The organism is Pseudomonas sp. A-RE-22 (assembly GCF_019956035.1).
Classification (GTDB): Bacteria; Pseudomonadota; Gammaproteobacteria; order Pseudomonadales; family Pseudomonadaceae; genus Aquipseudomonas; species Aquipseudomonas brassicacearum.
The window spans coordinates 58,006-84,097 of the sequence record NZ_JAHBCZ010000066.1 but is presented as its reverse complement, the minus strand read 5'-3'; the positions used below and the strand labels follow the sequence as shown (position 1 = coordinate 84,097).

Sequence of the window (26,092 nt, the reverse complement as noted above, 5' to 3'; positions counted from 1 at the left end):
GCCCTGGGCCACGCCCCTCCAGAATCAAATACGCCGGGCGGCGTAACGCTTGAGCATGCTTGGCACATCGAGAATCAACGCGATGCGGCCGTCGCCGGTGATGGTGGCGCCGGACATGCCCGGGGTGCCCTGGAGCATCTTGCCCAACGGCTTGATGACCACTTCTTCCTGGCCCACCAACTGGTCGACGACGAAGCCAATCCGCTGGGTGCCCACCGAAAGGATCACCACATGGCCCTCGCCCTGCTCCACATGAGCGGCGGAGCTGACCAACCAGCGCTTGAGGTAGAACAGTGGCAGTGCCTTGTCCCGTACGATCACCACTTCCTGGCCGTCCACCACGTTGGTGCGCGACAGGTCGAGGTGGAAGATCTCGTTGACGTTGACCAGCGGGAAGGCGAAGGCCTGGTTGCCCAGCATCACCATCAGGGTCGGCATGATCGCCAGGGTCAGCGGGACCTTGATGACGATCTTCGAGCCCTGGCCCTTGGTCGAGTAGATATTGATCGAACCGTTGAGCTGGGAAATCTTGGTTTTCACCACGTCCATGCCCACGCCACGGCCCGACACGTCGGAAATCTCGGTCTTGGTCGAGAAACCCGGGGCGAAGATCAGGTTGTAGCACTCGGTGTCGCTCAGGCGGTCGGCGGCATCCTTGTCCATCACACCGCGTTTCACCGCGATGGATCGCAACACGTTCGGATCCATGCCTTTGCCGTCGTCGGAGATCGACAGCAGGATGTGGTCGCCTTCCTGCTCGGCGGCCAGGATCACCTTGCCGCTGCGGACCTTGCCCGAGGCTTCGCGCTCTTCCGGCGACTCGATGCCGTGGTCGACCGCGTTGCGCACCAAGTGGACCAGCGGGTCGGCCAGGGCCTCGACAAGGTTCTTGTCGAGGTCGGTCTCTTCACCCACCAGTTCCAGGTTGATTTCTTTCTTGAGCTGGCGAGCCAGGTCGCGAACCAGGCGCGGGAAGCGCCCGAAGACTTTCTTGATCGGCTGCATCCGGGTCTTCATGACCGCGGTCTGCAGGTCCGCCGTGACCACGTCGAGGTTCGACACGGCCTTGGACATGGCTTCGTCCTGGCTATTGAGGCCCAGGCGCACCAGACGGTTACGCACCAGCACCAGTTCGCCGACCATGTTCATGATCTCGTCCAGGCGTGCGGTATCGACCCGAACGGTAGTCTCGGCTTCGCTGGCCGGTTTTTCCGCTGGCGCAGCCGCCGCAGCACGGGCAGGTGCCGGGGCCGCAGTGGCAGCAGGCTTGGCGGGTTCGGCCTTCGGTTCCGGTGCCTTGGCAGCGGGTTTGGGCGCAGCCTTGGCTGCTGGAACAGCAGTGGCGGTAGTGCCGGCAGCAGGAGCGGCCGCGGCCTTCCCGACTTCTGTAAACTTGCCTTTGCCGTGCAGCTCGTCGAGCAGCGATTCGAATTCGTGATCGCTGATCAGGTCGCTGCCAGCCGCGGCGGCAGCCGGCTTGGCTGGCGCCGGCGCGGAAGCGATGGCCGAATCCAGCGCGTCAACGGCAAACGTGCCCTTGCCGTGCAACTGATCGAGCAAGGCTTCGAATTCGTCATCGGTGATGTCGGAGTTGTCGCCCGCCGCTTTCGGGGCAGCCGGAGTCGCCGCTGGCGTGACCGCATCGGGAGCGAACTGGCCTTTGCCATGGAGCTGGTCGAGCAATGACTCGAACTCGTCGTCGGTGATTTCATCACTGGCGTCAGCTGTTGCATTGGCGGGCGGCGCAGCAGGTGCCGCCGGCGCTTCGGCTTGGGCCTTGACGGCGTTCAGCGAATCCAGCAGTTGTTCAAATTCGTTATCGGTGATGTCGCCCGACTCTTCGGCGACCGGCTCTTCAGCCACTGCCTCGGCAACCGGAGCCGCTTCATCAGCCGATTGCGGCTCCGCCAGGCGTGCCAGCGCGGCGAGCAACTCAGGCGTGGCAGCGGTGATCGGCGAGCGCTCACGCACTTCGCTGAACATGCTGTTGACCGCATCCAGCGCTTCAAGCACCACGTCCATCAGTTCCGAATCAACGCGACGCTCACCCTTGCGCAGGATGTCGAACACGTTTTCGGCAATGTGACAGCACTCCACCAGCTCGTTGAGCTGGAGGAAGCCGGCGCCTCCTTTTACAGTGTGGAAACCGCGAAAAATTGCATTGAGCAGATCCGCATCATCTGGTCGGCTTTCCAGCTCGACCAGCTGTTCGGACAGTTGCTCTAGAATCTCGCCGGCCTCAACCAGGAAATCCTGAAGGATCTCTTCATCGGCGCCGAAGCTCATTAATGGCTGCTCCTAAAACAGGGCTAAAACTCAGAATCCAAGGCTGGACAGCAAATCGTCCACATCGTCCTGACCGGACATAACGTCTTCTCTTTTATCGGCATGAATCTGCGGACCTTCACCCTGAGAGAGATGTTTTTGTGGATCTTTTTCAGCAAGCATCGCTTCACGGTCGTGTTCGATGCCTGCAAAGCGGTCTACCTGGCTGGCCATCAACACCAGTTTGAGCAGGTTACTTTCCACTTCGGTGACCAGTTGGGTCACACGCTTGATCACCTGGCCGGTCAGGTCCTGATAGTCCTGAGCCAGCAGAATATCGTTGAGGTTGCTTGCCACCGCGCGGTTCTCGGTGCTGCTGCGCGCCAGGAAACCGTCGACCCGACGGGCCAACTCCCGAAACTCTTCGGCGCCGACTTCGCGCCGCATGAACCGACCCCAGTCGGTGCTCAAGGCCTGGGCTTCTTCGCTCAGGCCGTTGACCAGGGGCGTTGCGCTTTCCACCAGGTCCATGGTGCGGTTGGCCGCGGCCTCGGTCAGCTTGACCACATAACCCAGACGCTCGGTGGCGTCGGTGATCTGCGAGACTTCCTCGGCCTGCGGCATATTCGGGTCGATCTGGAAATTGACAATCGCGCTGTGCAATTCACGCGTGAGCTTGCCCACCTCCTGATACAGACCGCGGTCACGGGTCTGGTTGAGCTCATGGATCATTTGAACCGCATCGCCAAAACGACCTTTTTCAAGGCTGTCGACCAGTTCGCGGGCATGTTTTTTCAGGGTCGATTCGAAATCACCCATTGAAGATTCGTTATCCATAGCTCCCCCGTGGCGCCGTTAACCGATGCGTTCGAAGATTTTTTCAATCTTCTCTTTCAACGCCTGGGCCGTGAAGGGTTTGACCACATAGCCGTTTACACCGGCCTGGGCCGCTTCGATGATCTGCTCGCGCTTGGCTTCGGCAGTGACCATCAGCACCGGAAGATGCTTGAGTTTTTCGTCGGCACGCACCTGGCGCAACAGGTCGATACCGGTCATGCCCGGCATGTTCCAGTCGGTGACCAGAAAATCGAAGTTGCCACTGTGCAACATCGGGAGCGCAGTGGTCCCGTCATCTGCTTCGGCCGTGTTGGTGAACCCAAGGTCACGCAACAGGTTTTTTATGATCCGCCGCATCGTTGAGAAGTCATCAACGATGAGGATTTTCATGTTCTTGTCCAATTCGACCTCCAAGCAGTCTTAAACGCGCCCAGCACCTGGACGCGCCATTTCAATCAATCCGGCACAACACTCGACAACGGTCTGGAGCACCACGGATGGAGACTGGCACAGCACCTGCCAGGCCAGCCTCGTTCGCAGTGTCCCCACACTGCCTGTCAACGCGCTCGCCACTCCCCCAAACGCCCCCGCAAACGGGCCGCGCACTGGCTGTGTAACTGGCTGACCCGCGATTCGCTGACCCCCAGGACCTCACCGATTTCCTTGAGGTTCAGCTCTTCGTCGTAGTACAGCGCCAAGACCAGCCGCTCACGCTCCGGCAAATTGGCAATCGCTTCCGCCAGCGCGCTCTGGAAACGTTCATCTTCCAGGTCACGCGACGGCTCCATGTGAGCACTCGCGTTATCCTCGTGCAGCCCTTCATGTTCGCCGTCCTGCAACAGGTCGTCGAAACTGAACAGGCGGCTGCCCAAGGTATCGTTCAAAATCCCGTAATAATCGTCGAGACTCAACTGGAGTTCGGCCGCAACCTCGTGATCTTTAGCGTCACGCCCGGTTTTAGCTTCAATTGCCCGAATTGCATCACTGACCATGCGGGTATTGCGGTGTACCGAACGCGGCGCCCAATCGCCCTTGCGGACTTCATCGAGCATGGCGCCGCGAATGCGAATACCGGCATACGTCTCGAAACTCGCGCCCTTGCTCGCGTCGTATTTGTTCGACACTTCGAGCAGGCCGATCATGCCCGCCTGGATCAAGTCTTCAACCTGGACACTGGCCGGCAACCGCGCCAGCAAGTGATAGGCGATACGCTTGACCAGTGGCGCGTAACGCTCGATCAATTCGTATTGGGCGTCCCGTGCCGATTTTTTATAGAGATGGTTGTAACCGCTGGCTGTCATAGCACGGGCCCTGCTGTTTGTTGCACAAGACGCTCGACGAAAAATTCCAGATGCCCGCGAGGGTTGGCCGGCAGTGGCCAGGTATCGACCTTCTGGGCGATGGCCTTGAACGCCAGCGCGCATTTGGAGCGTGGAAAGGCTTCATAAACGGCACGTTGCTTCTGGACGGCCTTGCGTACGCTTTCGTCGTAAGGCACTGCGCCGACGTATTGTAGGGCGACGTCCAGGAAGCGATCCGTGACCTTTGTCAACTTGGCGAACAGGTTGCGCCCTTCCTGCGGGCTCTGGGCCATGTTGGCCAGGACACGGAAGCGGTTCATGCCATAGTCGCGGTTAAGCAACTTGATCAGGGCATAGGCGTCGGTGATGGACGTCGGTTCGTCGCAGACCACCAGCAGCACTTCCTGGGCCGCGCGGACGAAACTGACGACCGAGTCACCGATACCGGCTGCGGTGTCGATCACCAGCACATCGAGGTTGTCGCCGATGTCGCTGAAAGCCTGGATCAGGCCCGCGTGCTGGGCCGGGGTCAGGTGAACCATGCTCTGGGTGCCTGAGGCAGCCGGCACGATGCGAATCCCGCCCGGCCCCTGCAACAACACGTCACGCAGCTCACAGCGCCCTTCAATCACGTCCGCCAGCGTGCGTTTGGGTGTAAGCCCCAACAACACGTCGACGTTCGCCAGGCCCAGGTCGGCGTCCAGCAGCATGACCCGTCGGCCAAGCTCTGCCAGAGCCAGGGACAAGTTCACTGACACGTTAGTCTTCCCGACGCCACCTTTGCCGCCGGTCACCGCGATCACCTGTACGGGATGCATGCTGCCCATGTTCGTTCTTTACCTTGTCTTACTTAGACGGAGGCCACATTACTGGCTGCGCGTTCGCATACGGAACAATGCATGGCAGACCATCGATGTAGGTACAAAAAATATTCATGATTACCTCAGCCGACCTGCTTGGTCGGGCTGTGGTAGATATCAGCGAACATATCAGCCATGGCTTCTTCGCTGGGTTCTTCCTGCATTTGCACACTCACGGCACGACTGACCAGTTGATGACGGCGCGGCAGATGCAAATCATCCGGGATCCGCGGCCCGTCGGTCAGGTAGGCCACCGGTAATTCATGACCGATCGCCAGGCTCAACACCTCGCCCAGGCTTGCCGTTTCGTCCAGCTTAGTCAGGATGCAGCCGGCCAGCCCGCAGCGTTTGTAGCTGTGGTATGCGGCGGTTAGAACCTGTTTCTGGCTGGTGGTTGCCAACACGAGATAATTTTTTGACTTGATACCGCGTCCGGCCAGGCTTTCGAGCTGCATGCGCAGGGCTGGATCGCTGGCTTGCAAGCCTGCGGTATCGATCAGCACGACGCGTTTGCGCAGCAGCGGCTCCAGCGCCTGGGCCAGGGACTGGCCCGGATCCACATGGGTCACCGACACATTGAGGATCCGGCCGAGGGTCTTGAGTTGCTCCTGGGCACCGATGCGGAAACTGTCCATGCTCACCAGGGCAATGCTCTGGGCGCCGTACTTGAGTACATAACGGGCGGCGAGCTTGGCCAGGGTGGTGGTCTTGCCCATGCCGGCAGGACCGACCATGGCAATTACCCCGCCTTCCTCCAGCGGCTCGACTTCCGGGGTCGCGATCATCCGCGCCAGGTGCGCCAGCAACATGCGCCAGGCCTGGCGAGGTTCTTCAATACCATTGATCAGCGCCAGCAGGTCCCGGGACAACGGGCCGGACAGGCCGATGCGTTGCAGGCGACGCCACAGGTTGGCCTGGGCTGGACGGCTGCCTTGCAGCTGGTTCCAGGCCAGGGAGCCGAGCTGGACTTCCATCAGCTCGCGCAGGCTGTTGAGTTCAAAGCGCATCGAGTCCAGGGCGCGCGGATCGACACCCCGGGCAGGCGCTGCGGGCGCCGGCTCAGGACGACGCGGTTCGGCTTGGGCCTGCTCGATCAGCGGTTCGGCAGCGGTCAACGGCAGGCCAGCCGTCAGCGGCTGACCGGCGAACAATTGACGATTGGTGCCTGCCGCGGCCTCGCCTTCGCTGCTGCGCAGGCTCAGCTCGGCCTGGGCGCTGGCGATGCGCGATTGAGTCTTGCGCAGCTCATCTTCGAGTTCCATGTTCGGAACCCGCGGGGCCAGCGCAGACAGTTTGTAATCCAGGGCCGCCGTCAGCTCGACACCGCCGGCGATACGACGGTTGCCAATGATGGCTGCTTCAGCGCCCAGCTCGTCACGAACCAGTTTCATGGCCTGACGCATGTCGGCGGCGAAAAAACGCTTCACTTGCATAAACCACTACCTCAGCCGTTGGGCCCTACTGTCGCAACGATGGTCACTTGCTTGTTGTCCGGTATTTCCTGGTACGCCAGCACATGCAACCCCGGGACCGCGAGGCGCCCGAATCGCGAGAGCATCGCGCGAATCGGACCGGCCACCAGCAGGATCACCGGTTGGCCTTGCATCTCTTGCCGCTGGGCTGCTTCGATCAGCGAACGCTGCAGCTTCTCGGCCATGCTTGGCTCCAGCAGAACACCCTCTTCCGAGCCTTGTCCTGCCTTCTGCAGACTATTGAGCAATATCTGTTCCAACCTTGGCTCCAAGGTGATCACAGGCAGCTCAGACTCAGTGCCTACAATGCTTTGGACGATTGCGCGGGACACGCCGACCCGAACCGCAGCCACCAGGGCGGCGGTATCTTGACTCTTGGAGGCGTTGTTGGCGATAGCCTCGGCAATACTGCGTATGTCGCGCACGGGCACCTGTTCGGCCAACAGCGCCTGCAGCACCTTGAGCAACTGCGACAACGAAATCACACCCGGCACCAGCTCTTCGGCCAGCTTCGGCGAGCCTTTGGCCAGTACTTGCAGGAGTTGCTGGACTTCTTCGTGGCCAATCAGCTCGCTGGAGTGCTTATACAGGATCTGGTTCAAGTGGGTCGCCACCACCGTACTGGCGTCCACCACGGTATAGCCGAGGGACTGGGCCTGGGCCCGCTGGCTGATTTCGATCCACACCGCTTCCAGGCCGAAAGCCGGATCCTTGGCGGTGATGCCGTTGAGGGAGCCGTAGACCTGCCCGGGGTTGATCGCCAGCTCGCGGTCGGGGTAGATCTCGGCTTCGGCCAGGATCACCCCCATCAGCGTCAGGCGGTAGGCGCTCGGCGCCAAGTCGAGGTTATCGCGGATATGCACGGTCGGCATCAGGAAGCCCAGGTCCTGGGACAGCTTCTTGCGCACCCCCTTGATCCGCGCCAGCAACTGACCACCCTGGTTGCGGTCGACCAATGGAATCAGGCGATAACCGACTTCCAGGCCGATCATGTCGATTGGCGTCACGTCATCCCAGCCCAGTTCCTTGGTTTCCATGGCACGGGCCGGCGACGGCAGCAGCTCCTGCTGGCGCTTGACCTCTTGCAGGGCCTGGACTTTCTGCACGTTCTGCTTCTTCCAGAACAGGTAGGCACCGCCGCCAGCCAGGGCAGCCATGCTCAGGAAGGAAAAGTGCGGCATGCCCGGCACCAGGCCCATGACTGCCATCAAGCCGGCGGCAACCGCCAGGGCCTTGGGCGAGGCGAACATTTGCCGGCCGATCTGCTTGCCCATGTCTTCGGAGCCCGAAGCGCGGGTCACCATGATCGCGGCAGCTGTGGATAACAACAGTGATGGCAATTGCGCCACCAAACCGTCACCGATGGTCAACAAGGCGTAAACCCTGCCAGCGTCGCCAAAACTCATGTTGTGCTGGAAGATACCGACAGCCATGCCGCCGATCAGGTTGATGAACAGGATCAGCAGGCCGGCGATGGCGTCACCGCGCACGAATTTGCTGGCACCGTCCATGGAACCGTAGAACTCGGCTTCCTGGGCCACTTCCAGGCGACGCAGCTTGGCCTGGCTCTGATCGATCAGACCAGCATTGAGGTCGGCGTCGATCGCCATTTGCTTACCGGGCATCGCATCGAGGGTAAAACGCGCGCTCACCTCGGAAATCCGCCCGGCGCCCTTGGTCACCACAACGAAGTTGATGATCATCAAGATGGCGAAGACCACGATACCGACCACGTAGTTACCGCCGATCACCACCTCACCAAAGGCCTGGATCACTTTACCGGCGGCGGCGTGCCCGTCCTGGCCATGGAGCATGACCACCCGGGTGGATGCCACGTTGAGCGCCAGACGCATGAGCGTCGCCACCAGCAGAATGGTCGGGAACACCGCAAAGTCCAACGGCCGCAGGGCGTAGACGCACACCAGCAGCACCACGATCGACAGGGCGATGTTGAACGTGAAGAACACGTCCAGCAGAAACGGCGGCACCGGCAGCATCATCATGGCGAGCATGATCATCAGCAACAATGGCACGCCCAGATTGCCCCGGCTGAGGTCGGCTACATTGCTGCGCGCGGTGCTGAGTAACTGAGAGCGATCCACCAATAATCCCCGTTCCTGTGAAGCAAACTTTTGACGCCCGGAGGGGGCGCAGACGGGGTATTGCAAGAAGCCTTCCAACTTTTGCCGGAGGCTGAAATAGAAGGGTTGAAGGGACGCTGACCTGTGGGAGCGAGCTTGCTCGCGATAGCGATTTGTCAGTCACATCCTTAGTCGACTGAACCCGCGCAATCGCGAGCAAGCTCTCTCCCACAGCTTTTGTGCCAGCCCGACTCAGGAATCGCGGCGCAAATCCGGCGGGATCGGCAGGTCCTTGAGCGGTTCGGGGCGCTTGCCCTTGCCGGCGCGGTGCTGGCGGATCTGGTAGACGTAGGCCAGCACCTGGGCCACGGCAAGGTACAGGCCGCCAGGGATTTCCTGGTCGAGCTCAGTGGAGTAGTAAATCGACCGTGCCAGCGCCGGGGACTCGAGCAGCATCACCTCATTGGCCACGGCGATCTCACGGATCTTCAGCGCCAGGAAGTCACTGCCCTTGGCCAGCAACACGGGAGCGTTGCCTTTCTCGGGATCGTACTTGAGCGCCACGGCATAATGGGTCGGGTTGGTGATGACCACGTCGGCGTCAGGGATCGCGGCCATCATCCGCCGCTGGGACACCTCGCGCTGCAACTGGCGAATCCGCTGCTTGACCTCCGGCTTGCCCTCCGAATCCTTGTGCTCGTCGCGCACTTCCTGCTTGGTCATCATCAGCTTCTGCTTGCTCTGATACAGCTGGATCGGCACGTCGATGGCAGCGATCAGGATCAGGCCGCAGGCTATCCACAACGTACTCCAACCCACCAACTGCACACTGTGGATGATGGCCTGCTCCAGCGGCTCGTGAGCGATGCGCAGCAGATCGTCGATGTCGGCCTGCAACACCGTCAGCGCGACAAACAGAACCAGCAGGAATTTCCCGAAAGCCTTGAGCAGCTCCATCAGCGCCGTGGTGGAAAACATGCGCTTAAGACCAGCGGCGGGGTTCATCCGACTGAATTTGGGGGCCAGGCTACCGGCGGCGAACAACCAACCACCCAGGGAAATCGGGCCGATAACAGCGGCCAGCAACAAGAAGATCAGAACCGGTTGTATCGCCAGAATCGCGATTTTGCCTGAGTGCAGCAGATACTGGGCCATGGAGCCCGGCGTGAGCAGTACCTCACGGGGCAGCGAGAAATTCAGCCGCATGATTTCCAGCAGGTCCAGGGCCAACCCGCCACCATAAATCAGCAACCCACCTGCTCCGGCGAGCATCACCGCCAGGGTATTGAGCTCCTTGGAGCGGGCGGTCTCACCCTTTTCCCGGGATTCGCGCCGGCGCTTGTCCGTGGGGTCTTCTGTCTTGTCCTGGCCACTCTCGCTCTCGGCCATGGTTCAGCGTGCCTGTGCCATGTCGCGTAGCAGTTGCAAGGCCTGGATGGCCAGCGGCTGATACTGGTTGAGGATATCCCCCAGGCTGATCCAGAAAATCACCATGCCCAGCGTGAGAATCAGCGGGAAACCGATGGAGAAAATGTTCAACTGCGGCGCCGCCCGGGTCATCACGCCAAAGGCGATGTTGACCACCAGCAACGCGGTGATCGCGGGCAATACCAGCACCATCGCCGCACCCAGGACCCAACCGAGCTTGCCGGCGATTTCCCAGAAATGATTGACCAGCAACGCACTGCCCACCGGCATGGTGGTAAAACTCTCGGTCAAGACTTCGAACACCACCAGATGCCCGTTCATGGCGAGGAACAACAGGGTCACCAGCATCGTCAGGAACTGACCGATCACTGCCGTCGTCACGCCATTGGTGGGGTCGACCATGGACGCGAAGGCCATGCCCATCTGGATCGAAATGATTTGCCCGGCCACCACGAACGCCTGGAAGAACAGCTGCAGCGAGAACCCCATCAAGGTGCCGATGAGGATCTGCTCGGCCACCAGCATCAGTGCGCTGAGGTCCAGCGCATGAACCGAAGGCATCGGTGGCAGCCCGGGCGCGATGACCACCGTGATCGCCAGGGCGAAATACAAGCGCACGCGCCGGGGCACCAGGGTCGTGCCGAAGACCGGCATACTCATGAGCACCGCGGTGACGCGAAACAGTGGCAGGACGAACGATGCCACCCAGGAACTGATCTGGGTGTCCGTCAGCGCGAGCATCGACATGAGGTCAGCCGATCAACTGCGGAATACTGCCGTACAACTGCAGGATGTATTCCATGAAGGTTTGCACCAGCCAGGGCCCGGCGACGATCAGCGTCACCAACATCACCAGCAGGCGCGGCAGGAAGCTCAAGGTCTGCTCGTTGATCTGGGTCGCGGCCTGGAACATCGCCACCAGCAACCCCACCAGCAGACTGGGGATCACCAGGATGGCGACCATCGTGGTCGTCAGCCAGAGCGCTTCACGAAACAGGTCTACCGCTACTTCAGGCGTCATATCGTCCTATCCGCACAAAAGGCCTAAACACCGCCGAAACTGCCCGCCAGGGTACCGATGATCAGCGCCCAGCCATCCACCAGCACAAACAGCATGATCTTGAACGGCAGGGAAATGATCAACGGCGAGAGCATCATCATGCCCATGGCCATCAGGATACTGGCGACCACCAGGTCAATGATCAGGAAAGGGATGAAAATCATGAAGCCGATCTGGAAAGCGGTCTTGAGCTCGGACGTCACGAACGCCGGCACCAGGATGGTCAGCGGCGCCTGATCGGCACTGGGGATATCGGTGCGCTTGGACAGGCGCATGAACAGCTCCAGGTCGCTGCTGCGAGTCTGCGCCAGCATGAAATCCTTGATCGGCACTTCAGCCTTGGCCACGGCATCCTGGGCGGTGATTTTTTCTGCCAGGTAAGGTTGCAACGCATCCTGGTTCACCCGGTCGAACACCGGCGCCATGATGAACATGGTCAGGAACAGCGCCATGCCGGTGAGGATCTGGTTCGAGGGCGTCTGTTGCAGGCCCAGGGCCTGGCGCAGGATCGAAAAGACAATGATGATCCGGGTGAAGCTGGTCATCAGCATGACGAACGCCGGTATGAAACTCAGCGCGGTCATGATCAGCAGGATCTGCAGGCTGACCGAGTACTCCTGGGCCCCTTCGGCGTTGGTTCCGAGGGTGATCGCCGGGATCGACAGCGGATCGGCGGCGAACGCCAACGGTGCGGCCAGCATCAGGGCCAATGCCAACAGAATGCGCAACGGCATTACTTTCTATCCTTCTGGTCTTTACCCAACAGTTCCATGAGGCGCTGGGCAAATTCGGGGCTGGCCTGCTCGGCGGAGGGCACCTGCACCGGCTCCTTGAGGACGTGCAAGGCGGTGATGGTGCCCGGGCTCAGGCCCAGCAGGATCTGCTCATTGCCGACCTGCACCAGCACCAGCCGGTCGCGCGGCCCGAGCGCGCGGGAACCGACGATGTCGATGACCTGCCCCTTGCCAGCCGGCCCCGCCTGCTGCACACGCCGCAACAGCCAGGCGAGAAAGAAGATCAAGCCCAGCACCAGCAGCAAGCCGAGCACCAATTGCGCCAATTGCCCGGCGACACCACTGCCTGCTGCCGGGGCGGCGGCGGCCGTGGCAACCGGTTCGGCCGCCAGCACACTCAATGGCAGCATCGCGGCAGCTGCAAAGAAACCTTTCATTCAGCGCAACTTCTTGATGCGTTCGCTCGGGCTGATCACGTCCGTCAGGCGAATGCCGAACTTCTCGTTGACCACCACCACTTCGCCGTGGGCGATCAAGGTGCCGTTGACCAGTACATCGAGCGGCTCGCCGGCCAGGCGGTCCAGTTCGATCACCGACCCCTGGTTGAGCTGCAGCAGGTTGCGGATGTTGATGTCGGTGCTGCCCACTTCCATGGAAATCGACACCGGGATATCGAGAATCACATCCAGGTTCGGGCCATCGAGCGTCACCGGCTCATGACTCTTCGGCACGCTGCCAAATTCTTCCATCTGCAGGCGGCTGGACGCATGGGCGCCAGTGTCGGCCGCCAGCAAGGCGTCGATGTCGGCTTGCCCGGCATCGCCGGTTTCTTCCAGGGCCGCAGCCCATTCATCGGCCAGCGCCTGGTCATCCTGGGTATTCATATCGTCAGCCATCATGTGTCCTCGGCGGGCAAAATTCAGTTAGAAGCAAAAATCCGTTACAAACTTAAGGTGTTCGACACCGCTCAGCGGCGTTCGATCGGCTCGATCACCTGCAACGCCAGGTTGCCTTTGTGAGAGCCCATCTTGACCTTGAAGGCCGGCACGCCATTGGCGCGCATGACCATGTCTTCCGGCATCTCGACGGGGATGATGTCCCCCGGCTGCATGTGCAGGATGTCACGCAGACGCAGTTGGCGCCGAGCGACTGTAGCGCCGATCGGCACGTCGACATCCAGCACGTCCTGGCGCAAAGCGTTGATCCAGCGTTCGTCCTGGTCGTCGAGGTCCGACTGGAAGCCGGCGTCGAGCATTTCACGCACCGGCTCGATCATCGAGTACGGCATGGTCACGTGCAGGTCGCCACCACCGCCATCGAGCTCGATGTGGAAAGTCGAGACCACAATGGCCTCGCTTGGGCCGACGATGTTGGCCATCGCCGGGTTCACTTCCGAGTTGATGTACTCGAAGTTCACTTCCATGATCGCCTGCCAGGCTTCCTTCAAGTCGACGAAGGCCTGCTCCAGCACCATGCGCACCACCCGCAGCTCGGTCGGGGTGAATTCCCGACCTTCGATCTTGGCATGACGGCCGTCACCACCGAAGAAGTTGTCCACCAGCTTGAACACCAATTTGGCGTCCAGGATGAACAACGCGGTGCCGCGCAACGGCTTGATCTTCACCAGGTTGAGGCTGGTGGGTACGTACAGCGAGTGCACGTACTCACCGAACTTCATCACCTGCACACCACCGACGGCCACGTCGGCCGAGCGGCGCAGCATGTTGAACATGCTGATGCGGGTGTAACGGGCGAAACGTTCGTTGATCATTTCCAGGGTCGGCATGCGTCCGCGAACGATGCGATCCTGGCTGGTCAGGTCGTAGCTTTTGACGCTGCCCGGTTCAGCAGCGTTTTCGGTCTGTACCAGACCGTCGTCGACACCATGCAACAGCGCATCGATTTCGTCCTGGGACAGCAGGTCTTGCACGGCCATGTCGTGTTCCTACTGCAATACGAAGTTAGTGAAGAGCAACTGTTCGATCACCACTTTGCCAAGCTCTTTCTGAGCGACTTCCTGCACGCTGGCCGTGGCTTTCTGACGCAACATTTCCTGGCCGACCGGAGTGGCCAGGGTGTCGAAATTCTGTCCGGAAAACAGCATCACCAGGTTATTGCGAATCAGTGGCATATGCACCCGCAGCGCCTCCAGGTCAGCCTGGTTGCGACCCAGCAGGGTAATGCTCACCTGCATGTAGCGTTGACGACCGTTCTGGGTGTAGTTGGCCACGAAGGCTGGCGCCATCGGTTCGAAAATCGCCGGCTGCTTGCCCACTGGCGCAGCTTCGACCGCGACTGCCGGCTTGCTTTGAGCGCTGTGCATGAAATACCAGGTCGCACCCACAGACACACCGATCGCCAGGAGCAAACCCACCACGATCATGATGATCAGCTTGAGTTTGCCTTTGGTTGCAGGGTCTTTTACAGCTGCTGCTTCACTCTTCGCCATGCCAATAATCCGTCACTAATCGGGGTTTTCACTGTTGCACGGCAAGGCTGGAGCAAGTGTTATGCCAGAAGTGGCAAGAGAGAAGATGGCGGGCCGGGTGCAATCTTTGATCGCCCAGAAAGCAATGTGGGGAGCGAAGCTTGCTCGCGATAGCAGTGGATCTGTCACTACAAGGGTGACTGACAGTCCGCTATCGCGAGCAAGCTCGCTCCCACAGAGGGTGTTGAGGCGTCAGGCGTAGTAGTCGACCGCGCTGCTGCCGATGACGCTGGTGGTACTGGCCGCTACTTCAGCAACGCTGGCCGGCAGGTGCTCATCCACCGAGTCCACTCGCCCACCGGACGACGTCGTGCGCCCGGCCTGGGCTTGTTGCTGGGCCTGCTGCCCCTGGTTCTGCGACCCACGGGATTGATCGGACACGCTGACGTCGACCTGGCCCATGCCCTGCTGGGCAAAACTGTCCCGCAGGCGATGCAACTGGCCTTCGAGGGCTTCGCGAACGCCGGAGTGGGCGCTCATGAACGTGATCTGGGTCTGCTGGTCCGGAACCATGTTCACCCGGATATCCAGGCGCCCGAGTTCGGCCGGTTGCAGCTGGATGTCGGCCGCCTTGAGATTGACGCTGGACAGGTACATCACCCGGTTGACCACCTCTTCGGTCCAACCGCTCTGATTCATCGCGATAGGTTGATTGACCGGCACCGCGTTGGCAGTCTTGGGCGTAGCAGCCTGGGTCAGTGCGGCCAGGCGGTTGGCGAAATCGTCCACGCGAGTATCACTGGAAGCGGCGCCGAGGTCCTTGAGGCCCTCGCTGATCAAGCCGCCGAATGCCTTGTCGCCGCCCTGACTGCCGGACTCGGTACTGTTCTGGTCGGCTTGCACGGTGAGCATGCTCGCCATGCCTGCGGCGAAGGTCTGCGCCGAAGTCGGCTCACCATCGAGCGACGCCGGGGCAGTAGTCTTGGATTGCGCCTGGCTAGCGGCGGAAACATGACCGCCCTGCTCCATCGCCAAGCGCAACGCTGGCAACGCATCGAGCGGATCGGCTTCAGGGTCAAAGGCTGGATCGACCTCCGGGACCACCGCAGCCTGGACCGGCGTGACCAGTGGGACAAGCGGTGCCGCGACGGCCGTGGTGACCTGAACCTCGGTCGTGACCACAGGCGCAGGTTCCGGTGCGATTGTCGCCACCGGCACCGTCATGTCGGGCAGCAATCCTGGATCAAGGCTCGGATCGACGGGTGCAGCATCCGCCACTGGCGTTTCAGCCGAGTCAGCGTTGTCGTCGCGGGCGGCCTTGTCGTCAGCGCTGGCCGGTTTGTCGGCGGGCAAGGGTTTGCCGCTATCGGCAACCGTCGGTTCCGAGGCGGCAGAGGTTTGGTTGCCGGTGTCTTTTTTGACGGTGTTGCTGGAGGCGTTGTCGCGCACCGATTTCACCGGTGGCTCAGGGGCCGCCGCTGCCTTGGCAGGCGCCTGCTTGGCGAAGACTTGAGCGAAGCTGGAGGCTCTATCCCCGAGATCCGGGGCCGCTGCCGGTGAATTGACGGCGACCTGGGGCTTGGCCTGGACAGAGGCCTGAAGCAGTGTATTGGGGGTAACGGGCATAAAAAGGTCTCCGCTGCACTGGAATCATAGGTACAGTCGAGACTAGGCAATGCAAGGCACGGGCCAACGTCTGTCCGGCCGTCGAATCTCAGCAGTGAAAGCCTTCGCGCTCTTCCCGGCAAAGCTTGCGAACATGAGCGAATTCACTGTCGATTTCGTTGACCAGTTTCTCGATACCACCCAATGACGGCTGTTTGGCACGCTGTTCCAGTTCGCCACACAGCTCGGCCAGGCGGATAGCGCCCATGTTGCTGCTGCTGCCCTTGAAGCTGTGGGCCGTGGCGCTCAGTTTTTCAGCGTCCCGTGCCTCGTGCAGCACGCGCAGGCGAGCCTCCGAGTCGTTGAGAAACGTATCCAGCAACTCCAGATACCCCTCCTCCATGACTTCCTTCAGCGTGCTGAGCACGTCGCGGTCCAGATGAATCTCGTTCACTTGTTCGCTCCCTGATCAAGAATGGCGCCGATTATGCCGGAGCCTCCCAGAAAAACTCCACGCGCGCACTACGACCATCGTCTGACCAACTGGCTTGGTGGCTCAACTGGCGTACCAGGCTCACACCGCGCCCCGACAACCGATCAGTGTCCACAGGACGCGCCAGCACCCTGGAGACATCAAAGCCCTCGCCACTGTCCTCGACCTCTATGGCCAGGCACCCACCCTCACCGTTTGGCGAGACATGCAAGTGCACCCGCACATAGCCGTCGCTCAGTTCATCCAGGCGCGTATTGCGCTCCCTGTAATAGCGGGCAAAACCCGCCGCGTCACGCTTGAGACTGGAGTCGAGCCCCAGCACCCCATGATCCAGGGCATTGGAATACAGCTCCGACATGACGCTGTAAAGGGCGCCACTCTGCACCCTGAGCCCATGGACCTCAAGCAGCAATTGCAGCAAGTAGGGCATCGGGTTGAAGCGTTTTAGCGTCTGCGCCCGGAACTCGAAGCTCACCGACCAATCCAGCGGGCTGGACTGGCCGCTATCGGAATAGACCGGCGGCGGCGGATTGAGTTGCGTTGGTGCGACCAGTCGCACCTCGACCATGCTGAAATCGTCACGGGCCTCACCACGAAAATCCTGCAGGGCCTGCTGGATATCCTCAAAAAGACGGTCAGGTTCACGGTTGGCTGAAAACACCTGCTGCAACCGTTCCACGCCAAAAGGCTGGTCGTCGCGATCACTGGTCTCGATTACGCCGTCGGACAACAGGAACACCCGATCCCCCAGCGACATGGTATGCACTTCGGTGCGGTCATCGAATAACTGAGGTGTGAGCACGCCCAACGGCAGGTGCCGCGCCGGCAATGGCGTACGCACGCCACTGAGGCTGTCATGCAGGTATCCATCGGGCATGCCGCCGTTCCAGATCTCTACCGTGCAACGCTGGAAGCTCAGGCATAACAACGTCGCGCAACAGAACATGTCGACGGGCAGGATGCGCTTGAGCTTGGCATTCATCTCACGCAGGATCTGCGCCAGGCCGTAGCCCTTGGCGGTCATCCCGTAGAACACTTCCGCCAGCGGCATCGCGCCGACCGCCGCGGGCAAACCGTGGCCGGTGAAATCCCCCAGCAGGACGTGCATGTCGCCGGCCGGATTGAACGCTGCCAACAGCAGGTCACCGTTGAACAAGGCATAAGGCGATTGCAAGTAACGGATGTTCGGCGCGCTCAGGCAGCCGGAGTGGGCGATCTTGTCGAACACGGCCTTGGCGACCCGTTGCTCGTTGAGCAAGTAGTCATGGTGCCGGGCAATCTGGTCGCGCTGCTCCACCACCGTGGCCTGCAACCGACGCAAGCGATCCATGGCCTTGATCTTGGCCGCCAGGATCACTTGGTTGTAGGGTTTGGCCAGGAAATCGTCGCCGCCCGCCTCCACGCAACGGGCCAGGGCTTCGCCCTCAGTCAACGAGGTGAGGAAAATGATCGGGACCAACTGGTCCCCGGCCAACTGCTTGATCTTCTGCGCGGCTTCGAAGCCGTCCATCACCGGCATCATCGCGTCCATCAACACCAGGTGAGGACGCTGCTCCAGATAGACGTTAACCGCTTCGGCGCCATCGGCCGCAGTGAGCACATGATGCCCCTGGCGGCGGACGATGGTCGACAACAGCAGTCGATCAGCGGCACTGTCTTCGGCAATCAGGACCGTCAGCGACTCCGATGACGATTGCATGGCGATCAACTGATGTCGAACAGCTTGTCGAAATTGGAGATCGCGAGGATTTTCTTGACGTCATTGCTGCTGTTGACAACGCGGATATCCGACGCATCGCCACCGGCATGATCACGCAACAGCAGGAGCATGCCCAAGGCGGAACTGTCGAGATAAGTGGCGTCTTTCAAATCCACCACGATGGAGTCAGGTTTTTTGTTGAGCCGTTCATAGGACTCACGAAATTCCTGATGCCGCCCGAAATCGAATCGACCTTTGATCGAGATCGTCAGCTTATGCCCATCGGGGGATACTTCGGTAACAACTGACATGATCGGCTTCCTTGTCATGGACATACGTGTACAAGGTGTAGCATCTGGTAAAGGTCTGAGCAAGGTTTTGCCTCATTCAGCCGACAAAATCGCGGTTTCGCATCAATAGGGATTCTGGCGTGGCAGGCGCTGGGACAACTCATCGAGGAGTTTCTGTTCGCGCTTGTCTTCCAGTTGCCGTGCCTCATCAATATAGCGCTGCACCAGTTTGCGCAGCCCTTCGACCCGGGCAAACGCCTCTTGCCAGCTCTGACGGGCCTTCTCCAGGTTGTTCTGGTGCCAGACCAGGCTCTGGCGCTGCTGGTCGATAGCGGTACCCAACTGCGCAAGGAATCCTTGATAACCCAACAACCACTGCCCGGAAACCCCGTGGGCGCCCCGGGCGATCCACTGCTCCTGGTACTCGAGTCGAAAGTTTTCGAGGTCTGCCAGTTTGCTTTCGGCGACTTTGACCTGGCCCTGAAAATACGCCAGTCGCTGGACGGCAGTCTTCTCGGCCTTTTCCGCCATGTCCACCACTGGCGCCAGGCGTGCCGCACGACTCGTGGCCATGGCCGGTTACGTGCCTGAGACCGGGGCGAAAATAGTCTGCAAATGCGCTTCGCTGGCGCCCATGCCGATGTTGTCGTTCAGGCTCTGGCGCAGGTAAACGGCCATGGCCGGGTAAAGACTGATGGCGGTGTCGGTCTCACGGTCACCACCGGGGACATAGGCGCCGACGCTGATCAGGTCGCGGCTTTGCTGGTAGCGCGACCAGTACTGCTTGAACTGCTGGGCGCGCTTCATGTGTTCGGCGCTGATCACCGACGGCATGACCCGGCTGATGGACGCCTCGATGTCGATGGCCGGGTAATGCCCTTCTTCGGCCAGGCGCCTGGACAGCACGATGTGCCCGTCGAGTACGCCCCGGGCCGAGTCGGCGATGGGATCCTGCTGGTCGTCGCCTTCGGACAGCACGGTATAGAACGCGGTGATCGAACCGCCGCCCTTTTCCGCATTGCCGGCGCGCTCCACCAGTTTCGGCAGCTTGGCGAATACCGAAGGCGGATAACCCTTGGTGGCCGGCGGCTCGCCGATGGCCAGGGCGATTTCCCGCTGGGCCTGGGCGAAACGGGTCAGCGAATCCATCAGCAACAGGACATTCTTGCCCTTGTCGCGGAAGTACTCGGCAATGCGCGTACAGTACATGGCTGCCCGCAGGCGCATCAATGGCGCATCGTCCGCCGGCGAAGCCACCACCACCGAACGCTTGAGTCCTTCCTCGCCGAGAATGTGCTCAATGAATTCCTTGACCTCACGACCCCGCTCGCCGATCAGCCCCACCACGATGATGTCTGCTTCGGTAAAGCGGGTCATCATGCCCAGCAGCACACTCTTGCCCACCCCGGTACCGGCGAACAGGCCCAGGCGCTGGCCGCGACCGACCGTCAATAAACCGTTGATGCAGCGGATACCCACGTCCAGCGGTACGCTGATGGGATCACGCTTGAGGGGGTTGATCGTCGGGCCATCCATCGGCACCCAGTCTTCAGCCTTCATGCCGCCCTTGCCGTCCAAGGCCCGCCCGGCCCCGTCCAGCACGCGCCCGAGCATGCTCATGCCCATGGGCAGGCGGCCGTTGTCGGCCAGGGGCACCACGCGCGCACCCGGGGCGATGCCAGCAACGCTGCCTACCGGCATCAAGAAGACCTTGCTGCCGGAGAAACCCATGACTTCGGCTTCGACCTGCACCGGGTGATAGCTGTCGTCGTTGATCACCATGCAACGGCTGCCCATGGCGGCACGAAGACCTTCGGCTTCAAGGGTCAGGCCAACCATGCGCAGCAGGCGGCCTTCCAGGATCGGTTGGCCGGCCAGCTCGCTGGCCTCGGCGTAGCTGCCCAGGCGCTTGCCGAAACTGGTTCGCTCAAGACGCATCGCGGCTGTCCAGTGCAGAAGCGTCCAATTCAGGCACATCCAACCCGGCATCGGCCGGTGCGGCATCAGCGCTGATCAGGGGTTCGTCCGGCAACTCCAGGCTCAGATCGGGAGCGGCCGGATGCAGGGCCTGTTCGTGCAACTGGTCGAACAATTTGGCCATGATCTGACTGATGCGCGTTTCAACGGTGGCGTCGATGCGGCTGTGTTCGGTTTCCACACGGCAGCCGCCGGGCAGCAGCGAAGCGTCCTCGACGATGCGCCAGGTTTCTTCATGGCGTTCACGCAGGGCCTTGACCAGCTCGAAGTCCTGGGGATTGATGTACAGCCGCACGTTGCCCACGCCCAATGGCAACAACTTGAGCGCTTCGCGCATGACATGTTCGATCTGGGTCGAATCGATGGCCAGTTCGCGCTGGATCACTTGCCGGGCGATGTGCTGCACCAGCCCCACCAGGGACTTCTCGATCTGGCTGTCCTGCTCGGCGATAGGGTCGAACAGGTTGAGCATCAGCGATTCCAAGGCACGGAGCTTGGCCGTCAGCGCCACATCGGCTTCCTGGCGGACCTTGAGCGTCGTGCTGTGGAAACCTTCCTTTTCACCCACGGCAAAGCCTTCGTTGTAGGCTTCCTGGCGAATGCTCTCGACTTCCTCGAGGGTCAGTGGCTGGACTTCCTCCAGCGGCACTTCCTCCGGTTCCGGCAGCTCTTCCACCGGTTCCGGCTCAGGCTCGGGAACATGGGGGTCGAAGCTGGGCAGCGACCAGACGTCGAAACCACCGACGTCACGGGCGCGGATCAGGTCGCTGGGTGCTTCATCACTCTTGGCAGACATAACGACCTTAGATCATCTCTTCGCCGCCCTTGCCACCGAGAACGATCTCCCCGGCTTCGGCCATGCGGCGGGCGATGGTGAGGATTTCCTTCTGTGCGGTTTCCACGTCGCTGACGCGTACCGGGCCCTTGGCCTCGAGATCGTCGCGCAACAGTTCGGCCGCCCGTTTGGACATGTTCTTGAAGATCTTTTCCTTGACGCCTTCGTCCGACCCCTTGAGGGCCAGTACCAGCACGTCGGACGACACTTCGCGCAACAGCGCCTGGATGCCACGATCGTCGACATCGGACAGGTTGTTGAACACGAACATGAGGTCCTCGATCTGACCGGACAGGTCTTCGTCGAACTCGCGGATCGAGTCCATCAACTGACCTTCGATCGAACTGTCGAGGAAGTTCATGATGTCCGCCGCGCGCTTGATGCCACCCAGGGTGGTGCGCGAGGCATTGGAGTTGCCCGAGAACTGCTTCTCGAGAATCTGGTTCAATTCTTTCAGGGCCGCCGGCTGCACGGTGTTGAGCGAAGACACCCGCAGGATGATGTCCAGGCGCACCTTGTGGTCGAAGTTGCCCAGCACTTCACCGGCCTGGTCCGGATCGAGGTAAGCCACCACGATCGCCTGGATCTGCGGGTGCTCGTACCGGATCACGTCGGCAACCGCCCGCGGCTCCATCCACTTGAGGCTGTCCAGGCCGCTGGTGTTGCCGCCCAACAGGATCCGGTCGATCAGGCCGTTGGCCTTGTCCTCGCCCAGTGCCTGGGTGAGCATCTTGCGCACATAGTCGTCGGAACCGACGCCCAGGCTGGTCTGATCGCCGACGATGTCGACGAACTCACTCATCACCTGCTCGACCTGTTCACGGTGCACGTTGCCCATTTGTGCCATGGCCACGCCCACACGCTGGACCTCCTTGGGCCCCATGTGGCGCAGCACCTGGGCAGCGTCGGTCGAACCCAGGGACAGCAGCAGGATCGCGGCTTTGTCGACCCGGGACAATTTGGCAACAGCGGCTCGATTATCACTCATCTGCGTTAATCCACTCTTTCACGACCTGGGCCACACGACCCGGATCTTCTGCCACCAGACTCTTGATGGCGTTCAACTGAGCGTCATAGCCTTCACTCGGGCTTGGCAGCAGAATGCTCTGCGGCCCGCCGAGGCTGACGCGATCGTTGGCCAATTCGCCATCCAGGCCGCCCATGCCTCCCAGCTCGACATCACCAAAACCTGCCAACTGCTTGCTCTTGCCGCCACCGGTGATGTTGTTGAGCACCGGACGCAGCACGCCAAACACCAGCACCAGGATAAACAGCACACCCAGTACTTGCTTGACCACATCCCAGAACCAGGGTTGCGAATAAAACGGAATATCGGCGACCACTTCACCGCGTTCCAGGGAGAACGGTACGTTGATCACGCTGACGCTGTCGCCGCGGCTGGCGTCGAAACCGACGGCGTCCTGCACCAGGCGAGTAAAGCGCGCCAATTCGTCGGCACTCCATGGTGCACGACTGGTTTCGCCGTTGGCCGCATTGACCTTGACCTGATCGTCCACCACCACGGCGACCGACAGGCGGGTCAAACGGCCCTGCTGCTGCTTGGTGTGGCTGATGGAGCGGTCAAGCTCGAAGTTCTTGGTCGACTGCTGACGCTTGTCGGCCGGATACGGCGCCAGCATCGGCTGGCCGGTGGCCGGGTCCATGATCTGCTGGCCATTGGCATCGATCAGCGGTTGGCCTGGCTGCACCATGCCGGCGGCCGCTGTGGCGCCACCGGTGGTTTGCGGCGCGCTGGCCGGCGACGGCGGCTGGTTGCTCAGGGCACCTGGTACGCCTTGCGGGCCATTGCTGGCGGTACGCTGTTCATTCACCGACTGTTCGCTGCGCAACGCTGGCTGGTCGGGGTTGAACTGCTCGGAAGTGGACTCGACGGCGCTGAAGTCGACATCGGCCGACACTTCGGCTTTGTAGCGATCGTTACCCAGGATCGGTTGCAGGATGTTGTGCACCCGCTGGGTCAGCATGCCTTCCATGCGGCGGCTGTAATCGAATTGCTTGCCGGCCATGGTCAGTTCGGAGTTTTCCGCCTGATCGGACAGCAGGTTGCCTTTCTGGTCGACCACAGTGATCTGCGATTTGCTCAGCTCAGGTACGCTGGTCGCCACCAGGTTGATGATGGCAAGCACTTGGCCTGGCTCCAGGGAGCGGCCCGAATACAGCTCGACCAATACAGAAGCGCTGGGCTTGCGCTCATCGCGCACGAACACCGAGCTTTTCGGGATCGCCAGGTGCACACGGGCGCCCTTGACGTTGTTCAGGCTGGAAATGGTCCGCGCCAGCTCACCTTCCAGGCCGCGACGATAACGGGTCGCTTCCATGAATTGGCTGGTGCCCAGGCCCTGGTCCTTGTCGAGGATCTCGAAACCGATGTTGCCATCGGTAGGCGTCACGCCAGCCGCAGCGAGCTTGAGGCGCGCCCGGGCAACGTCATCGGCCTTGACCAGCAACGCGCCGGAGTTGGGTTCGACGGTGTAAGGAATGTCGGCGGAAGCCAGGGTTTCCATGACTTGCTTGGCGTCCATGCCCGCCAGGCTGCCATACAGCGGACGGTAGTCCGGCTGCTGGGACCACAGCACCACGGCAAAACCAATCGCCACGCTGGCAGCCAGGCCGACCAACAGGCCCACCTGACGCAGCATGGTCATCTCGGAGAGATTTTCCAGGAAGGACAGACCGAATAGCGGCGGTTTGCCGTCTACCGGAGTGGCCTTGGCCGGAACGTTATCAACGGCTGCTTCTGCCATGACTCAATAATTTCCTTAAACCGGCATCTGCATGATGTCTTGGTAGGCTTGAACCAGTTTGTTACGAACCTGGGTCAACGCCTGAAACGAGACACTGGCTTTCTGCGAGGAGATCATTACGTCCGTCAGGTCGACGCCACTTTTGCCAATCTCGAAAGCACTGGCCAACTGGTTCGATGCCTGCTGGGTATCGTTCACTTTATTGACGGCCTGACCGAGCATGTCGGAAAAGCTGCTGCCACCCACCTGGGGGACCGCGACCGATTTAGGCTGGGCCATGGCGTCCATTTGCATGGACCGCATGTCCAACATCAACCGATTAAATTCAATACCTTGGCTCATGGTCTACTCTCTCTGGCGGCCCGCATTTTTTTGACACTTACTCAGCGGGTATTCAGGTATTAGCAACAAGGGTGCCAGCTCCATGGCCGCAAAAAACAAATGCGCGCACAACTCCATTGTGGGAGCGAGCTTGCTCGCGATAACCCATCACATCCGACCTCGACTTGACTGACCCACCGCTATCGCGAGCAAGCTCGCTCCCACAGGGATTTTTGGCGCTTATTCAACTGGCGAACAGATAAGCCTCGACGTCCATGCCGGCGTCGCGCATTTGCGCCAGTTTGTAGCGCAGGGTACGCGGGCTGATACCCAGGCGTTCGGCCGCTTCCTTGCGACGACCGCGTTCGGCGCGCAGGGTGTCGATGATCATCTGGAACTCGCGACGACGCAGATCGTCTCCCAAGGCGCCGGCCGACTCGCCCTCCACTTCCACCGCAGAGGCAAAGGCCGCCGCTGGTACTGGAGACAGAGCAGGCAACGGCGCGCAGGCCACCGGCCCGGCCAGGCAGAAATCCTCCGGCTGGATCAAGCCGCCCTGCTGCAGGATCAAGGCCCGCTGAATGGCGTTATCGAGCTCTCGGACATTTCCCGGCCATGGGTAGGCAATCAGGCAGGCCTGAGCCTGCGCTGATAACCGCGCCGCCGCATGCTTCATTTTATTGACGTGCTTGTTCAGAAGACGCTCAGCCAGCGGCAGGATATCGGCGGTGCGCTCGCGCAACGGACGCCAGGCCAGCGGGAATACCGACAGACGGTAGTAGAGGTCCTCACGAAACCGCCCCGCCGCCACTTCGCCGGCCAGGTCGCGGTTGGTGGTCGCCACCACGCGGATATCCAGGCTGATAGGCTTGCGCGCACCGACCCGCTCCACTTCTCGCTCCTGCAATACCCGCAGCAACTTGGCCTGCAAGCCCATCGGCATTTCGGAAATTTCATCGAGCAGGATCGTGCCGCCGTCGGCCTGTTCGAATTTACCGGCCTGGGCCGCGATAGCCCCCGTGAACGAGCCCTTTTCGTGGCCGAACAATGTCGCCTCGAGCATGTTGTCGGGAATCGCCGCGCAATTGATGGCGATGAACGGTTCGCTGGCGCGTCGGGACTGTTGATGGATATAGCGCGCCAGCACTTCCTTGCCCGTACCGGACTCGCCGGAAATCAAAACGGTTGAGTCGCTGCGCGCCACCCGCGCGGCCAATTCCAGCAGTTGCGCACTGGCTGGTTCAATGGCCACCGGGCCTTCGCCCTCGACCGCGAGGCTGCCCAAGGCATGACGCGCGACCAGGTCCAGCAGCGCTTTTGGCTCGAACGGCTTGACCAGGTAATCCGCGGCGCCCTGGCGCATGGCATCCACCGCTCGCTCGACGGCGCCGTGGGCAGTCATCAGCAAGACCGGCAGTTGCGGCTGACGGGCGCGCAACAGGCCGAGCAATTGATGGCCGTCCATGCCCGGCATATTGACGTCACTGACCACCAGGCTGAATGCTTCGCGGCCCACTGCTTGCAGCGCTTCTTCCGCCGAACCGACGGCGGCGTAGTCATGCCCGGCCAGCACCAGCGTATCGGCCAGCGCCTCGCGCAGGGCCCGGTCATCCTCAACCAGTAACACCTTGATCGCCATTG

Annotated in this window: 26 protein-coding genes; all 26 read right to left on the bottom strand. The window is 61.1% G+C overall.

The genetic code is table 11. The annotated features are described in order from the left end of the window. Positions 1–24 precede the first annotated feature (24 nt). Complete coding sequence (locus KGA89_RS25905) at positions 25–2,286, bottom strand: chemotaxis protein CheA (RefSeq protein ID WP_223472845.1); 2,262 nt, start codon at positions 2,284–2,286, stop codon at positions 25–27. Between the two features lie 30 nt (positions 2,287–2,316). Beyond that, positions 2,317–3,102 carry a protein phosphatase CheZ gene (locus KGA89_RS25900; protein WP_003199127.1) on the bottom strand — a complete coding sequence of 262 codons (786 nt, stop codon included), beginning with the start codon at positions 3,100–3,102 and terminating at the stop codon, positions 2,317–2,319. A gap of 18 nt (positions 3,103–3,120) precedes the next feature. Then, complete coding sequence (locus KGA89_RS25895; RefSeq protein WP_003199125.1) at positions 3,121–3,492, bottom strand: chemotaxis response regulator CheY; 372 nt, start codon at positions 3,490–3,492, stop codon at positions 3,121–3,123. A 167-nt stretch (positions 3,493–3,659) separates the two neighbouring features. Further along, positions 3,660–4,403 carry an RNA polymerase sigma factor FliA gene (gene fliA, locus KGA89_RS25890; protein ID WP_003199123.1) on the bottom strand — a complete coding sequence of 248 codons (744 nt, stop codon included), beginning with the start codon at positions 4,401–4,403 and terminating at the stop codon, positions 3,660–3,662. Continuing rightward, complete coding sequence (gene fleN, locus KGA89_RS25885; protein WP_003184001.1) at positions 4,400–5,230, bottom strand: flagellar synthesis regulator FleN; 831 nt, start codon at positions 5,228–5,230, stop codon at positions 4,400–4,402. Before fleN ends, fliA begins: the two co-directional genes overlap by 4 nt. 116 nt (positions 5,231–5,346) lie before the next feature. Then, positions 5,347–6,696: a flagellar biosynthesis protein FlhF gene (gene flhF / locus KGA89_RS25880; RefSeq protein ID WP_223472844.1), complete on the bottom strand. Its 1,350-nt coding sequence runs from the start codon at positions 6,694–6,696 to the stop codon at positions 5,347–5,349. Between the two features lie 11 nt (positions 6,697–6,707). Continuing rightward, the gene (gene flhA / locus KGA89_RS25875) at positions 6,708–8,837 is read right to left on the bottom strand and encodes a flagellar biosynthesis protein FlhA (protein WP_223472843.1); all 2,130 of its coding nucleotides are present in this window, start codon (positions 8,835–8,837) and stop codon (positions 6,708–6,710) included. A 231-nt stretch (positions 8,838–9,068) separates the two neighbouring features. Next, on the bottom strand, positions 9,069–10,205 hold the full coding sequence (flhB, locus tag KGA89_RS25870; RefSeq protein ID WP_223472842.1) for a flagellar biosynthesis protein FlhB: 1,137 nt from the start codon (positions 10,203–10,205) through the stop codon (positions 9,069–9,071). A gap of 3 nt (positions 10,206–10,208) precedes the next feature. After that, positions 10,209–10,991 (bottom strand): flagellar biosynthetic protein FliR, encoded by a 783-nt coding sequence (gene fliR / locus KGA89_RS25865; protein WP_003199115.1) that lies wholly within the window; start codon positions 10,989–10,991, stop codon positions 10,209–10,211. Between the two features lie 4 nt (positions 10,992–10,995). Continuing rightward, complete coding sequence (gene fliQ, locus KGA89_RS25860) at positions 10,996–11,265, bottom strand: flagellar biosynthesis protein FliQ (protein ID WP_003199113.1); 270 nt, start codon at positions 11,263–11,265, stop codon at positions 10,996–10,998. Positions 11,266–11,288: 23 nt separating this feature from the next. Continuing rightward, positions 11,289–12,038 carry a flagellar type III secretion system pore protein FliP gene (gene fliP, locus KGA89_RS25855; RefSeq protein WP_003199111.1) on the bottom strand — a complete coding sequence of 250 codons (750 nt, stop codon included), beginning with the start codon at positions 12,036–12,038 and terminating at the stop codon, positions 11,289–11,291. After that, positions 12,038–12,475: a flagellar biosynthetic protein FliO gene (gene fliO / locus KGA89_RS25850; protein ID WP_223472841.1), complete on the bottom strand. Its 438-nt coding sequence runs from the start codon at positions 12,473–12,475 to the stop codon at positions 12,038–12,040. Before fliO ends, fliP begins: the two co-directional genes overlap by 1 nt. Then, a complete protein-coding gene (gene fliN, locus KGA89_RS25845; RefSeq protein WP_003199107.1) occupies positions 12,476–12,934 on the bottom strand; it encodes a flagellar motor switch protein FliN in 459 nt (152 codons plus the stop codon). Between the two features lie 71 nt (positions 12,935–13,005). Continuing rightward, positions 13,006–13,974 (bottom strand): flagellar motor switch protein FliM, encoded by a 969-nt coding sequence (fliM, locus tag KGA89_RS25840; RefSeq protein ID WP_003199105.1) that lies wholly within the window; start codon positions 13,972–13,974, stop codon positions 13,006–13,008. A 9-nt stretch (positions 13,975–13,983) separates the two neighbouring features. Then, entirely contained in the window at positions 13,984–14,487 is a 504-nt protein-coding gene (gene fliL, locus KGA89_RS25835) for a flagellar basal body-associated protein FliL (RefSeq protein WP_013692537.1), read from the bottom strand. 231 nt (positions 14,488–14,718) lie between these two features. Further along, the gene (locus KGA89_RS25830; protein WP_223472840.1) at positions 14,719–16,092 is read right to left on the bottom strand and encodes a flagellar hook-length control protein FliK; all 1,374 of its coding nucleotides are present in this window, start codon (positions 16,090–16,092) and stop codon (positions 14,719–14,721) included. Between the two features lie 88 nt (positions 16,093–16,180). Beyond that, positions 16,181–16,525: an Hpt domain-containing protein gene (locus KGA89_RS25825; protein WP_003199096.1), complete on the bottom strand. Its 345-nt coding sequence runs from the start codon at positions 16,523–16,525 to the stop codon at positions 16,181–16,183. Positions 16,526–16,556: 31 nt separating this feature from the next. Continuing rightward, complete coding sequence (locus KGA89_RS25820) at positions 16,557–18,263, bottom strand: fused response regulator/phosphatase (RefSeq protein ID WP_223472839.1); 1,707 nt, start codon at positions 18,261–18,263, stop codon at positions 16,557–16,559. A 5-nt stretch (positions 18,264–18,268) separates the two neighbouring features. Continuing rightward, the gene (locus KGA89_RS25815) at positions 18,269–18,574 is read right to left on the bottom strand and encodes an STAS domain-containing protein (protein ID WP_003199093.1); all 306 of its coding nucleotides are present in this window, start codon (positions 18,572–18,574) and stop codon (positions 18,269–18,271) included. Between the two features lie 102 nt (positions 18,575–18,676). Next, positions 18,677–19,126, bottom strand: a complete 450-nt coding sequence (fliJ, locus tag KGA89_RS25810) for a flagellar export protein FliJ (protein ID WP_003199091.1) — start codon at positions 19,124–19,126, stop codon at positions 18,677–18,679. Between the two features lie 6 nt (positions 19,127–19,132). Next, a complete protein-coding gene (fliI, locus tag KGA89_RS25805; protein ID WP_003199089.1) occupies positions 19,133–20,491 on the bottom strand; it encodes a flagellar protein export ATPase FliI in 1,359 nt (452 codons plus the stop codon). Beyond that, positions 20,481–21,326: a flagellar assembly protein FliH gene (gene fliH, locus KGA89_RS25800; RefSeq protein ID WP_223472838.1), complete on the bottom strand. Its 846-nt coding sequence runs from the start codon at positions 21,324–21,326 to the stop codon at positions 20,481–20,483. Before fliH ends, fliI begins: the two co-directional genes overlap by 11 nt. A 7-nt stretch (positions 21,327–21,333) precedes the next feature. After that, entirely contained in the window at positions 21,334–22,353 is a 1,020-nt protein-coding gene (gene fliG, locus KGA89_RS25795) for a flagellar motor switch protein FliG (RefSeq protein WP_003199086.1), read from the bottom strand. Then, positions 22,346–24,130 carry a flagellar basal-body MS-ring/collar protein FliF gene (fliF, locus tag KGA89_RS25790; protein ID WP_003199084.1) on the bottom strand — a complete coding sequence of 595 codons (1,785 nt, stop codon included), beginning with the start codon at positions 24,128–24,130 and terminating at the stop codon, positions 22,346–22,348. The genes fliG and fliF overlap by 8 nt, the downstream gene beginning before the upstream one ends. A 15-nt stretch (positions 24,131–24,145) precedes the next feature. After that, positions 24,146–24,472: a flagellar hook-basal body complex protein FliE gene (fliE, locus tag KGA89_RS25785; protein WP_003184044.1), complete on the bottom strand. Its 327-nt coding sequence runs from the start codon at positions 24,470–24,472 to the stop codon at positions 24,146–24,148. A 223-nt stretch (positions 24,473–24,695) separates the two neighbouring features. Further along, a complete protein-coding gene (locus KGA89_RS25780; protein ID WP_027912738.1) occupies positions 24,696–26,090 on the bottom strand; it encodes a sigma-54-dependent transcriptional regulator in 1,395 nt (464 codons plus the stop codon). Between the last annotated feature and the right edge of the window lie 2 nt (positions 26,091–26,092).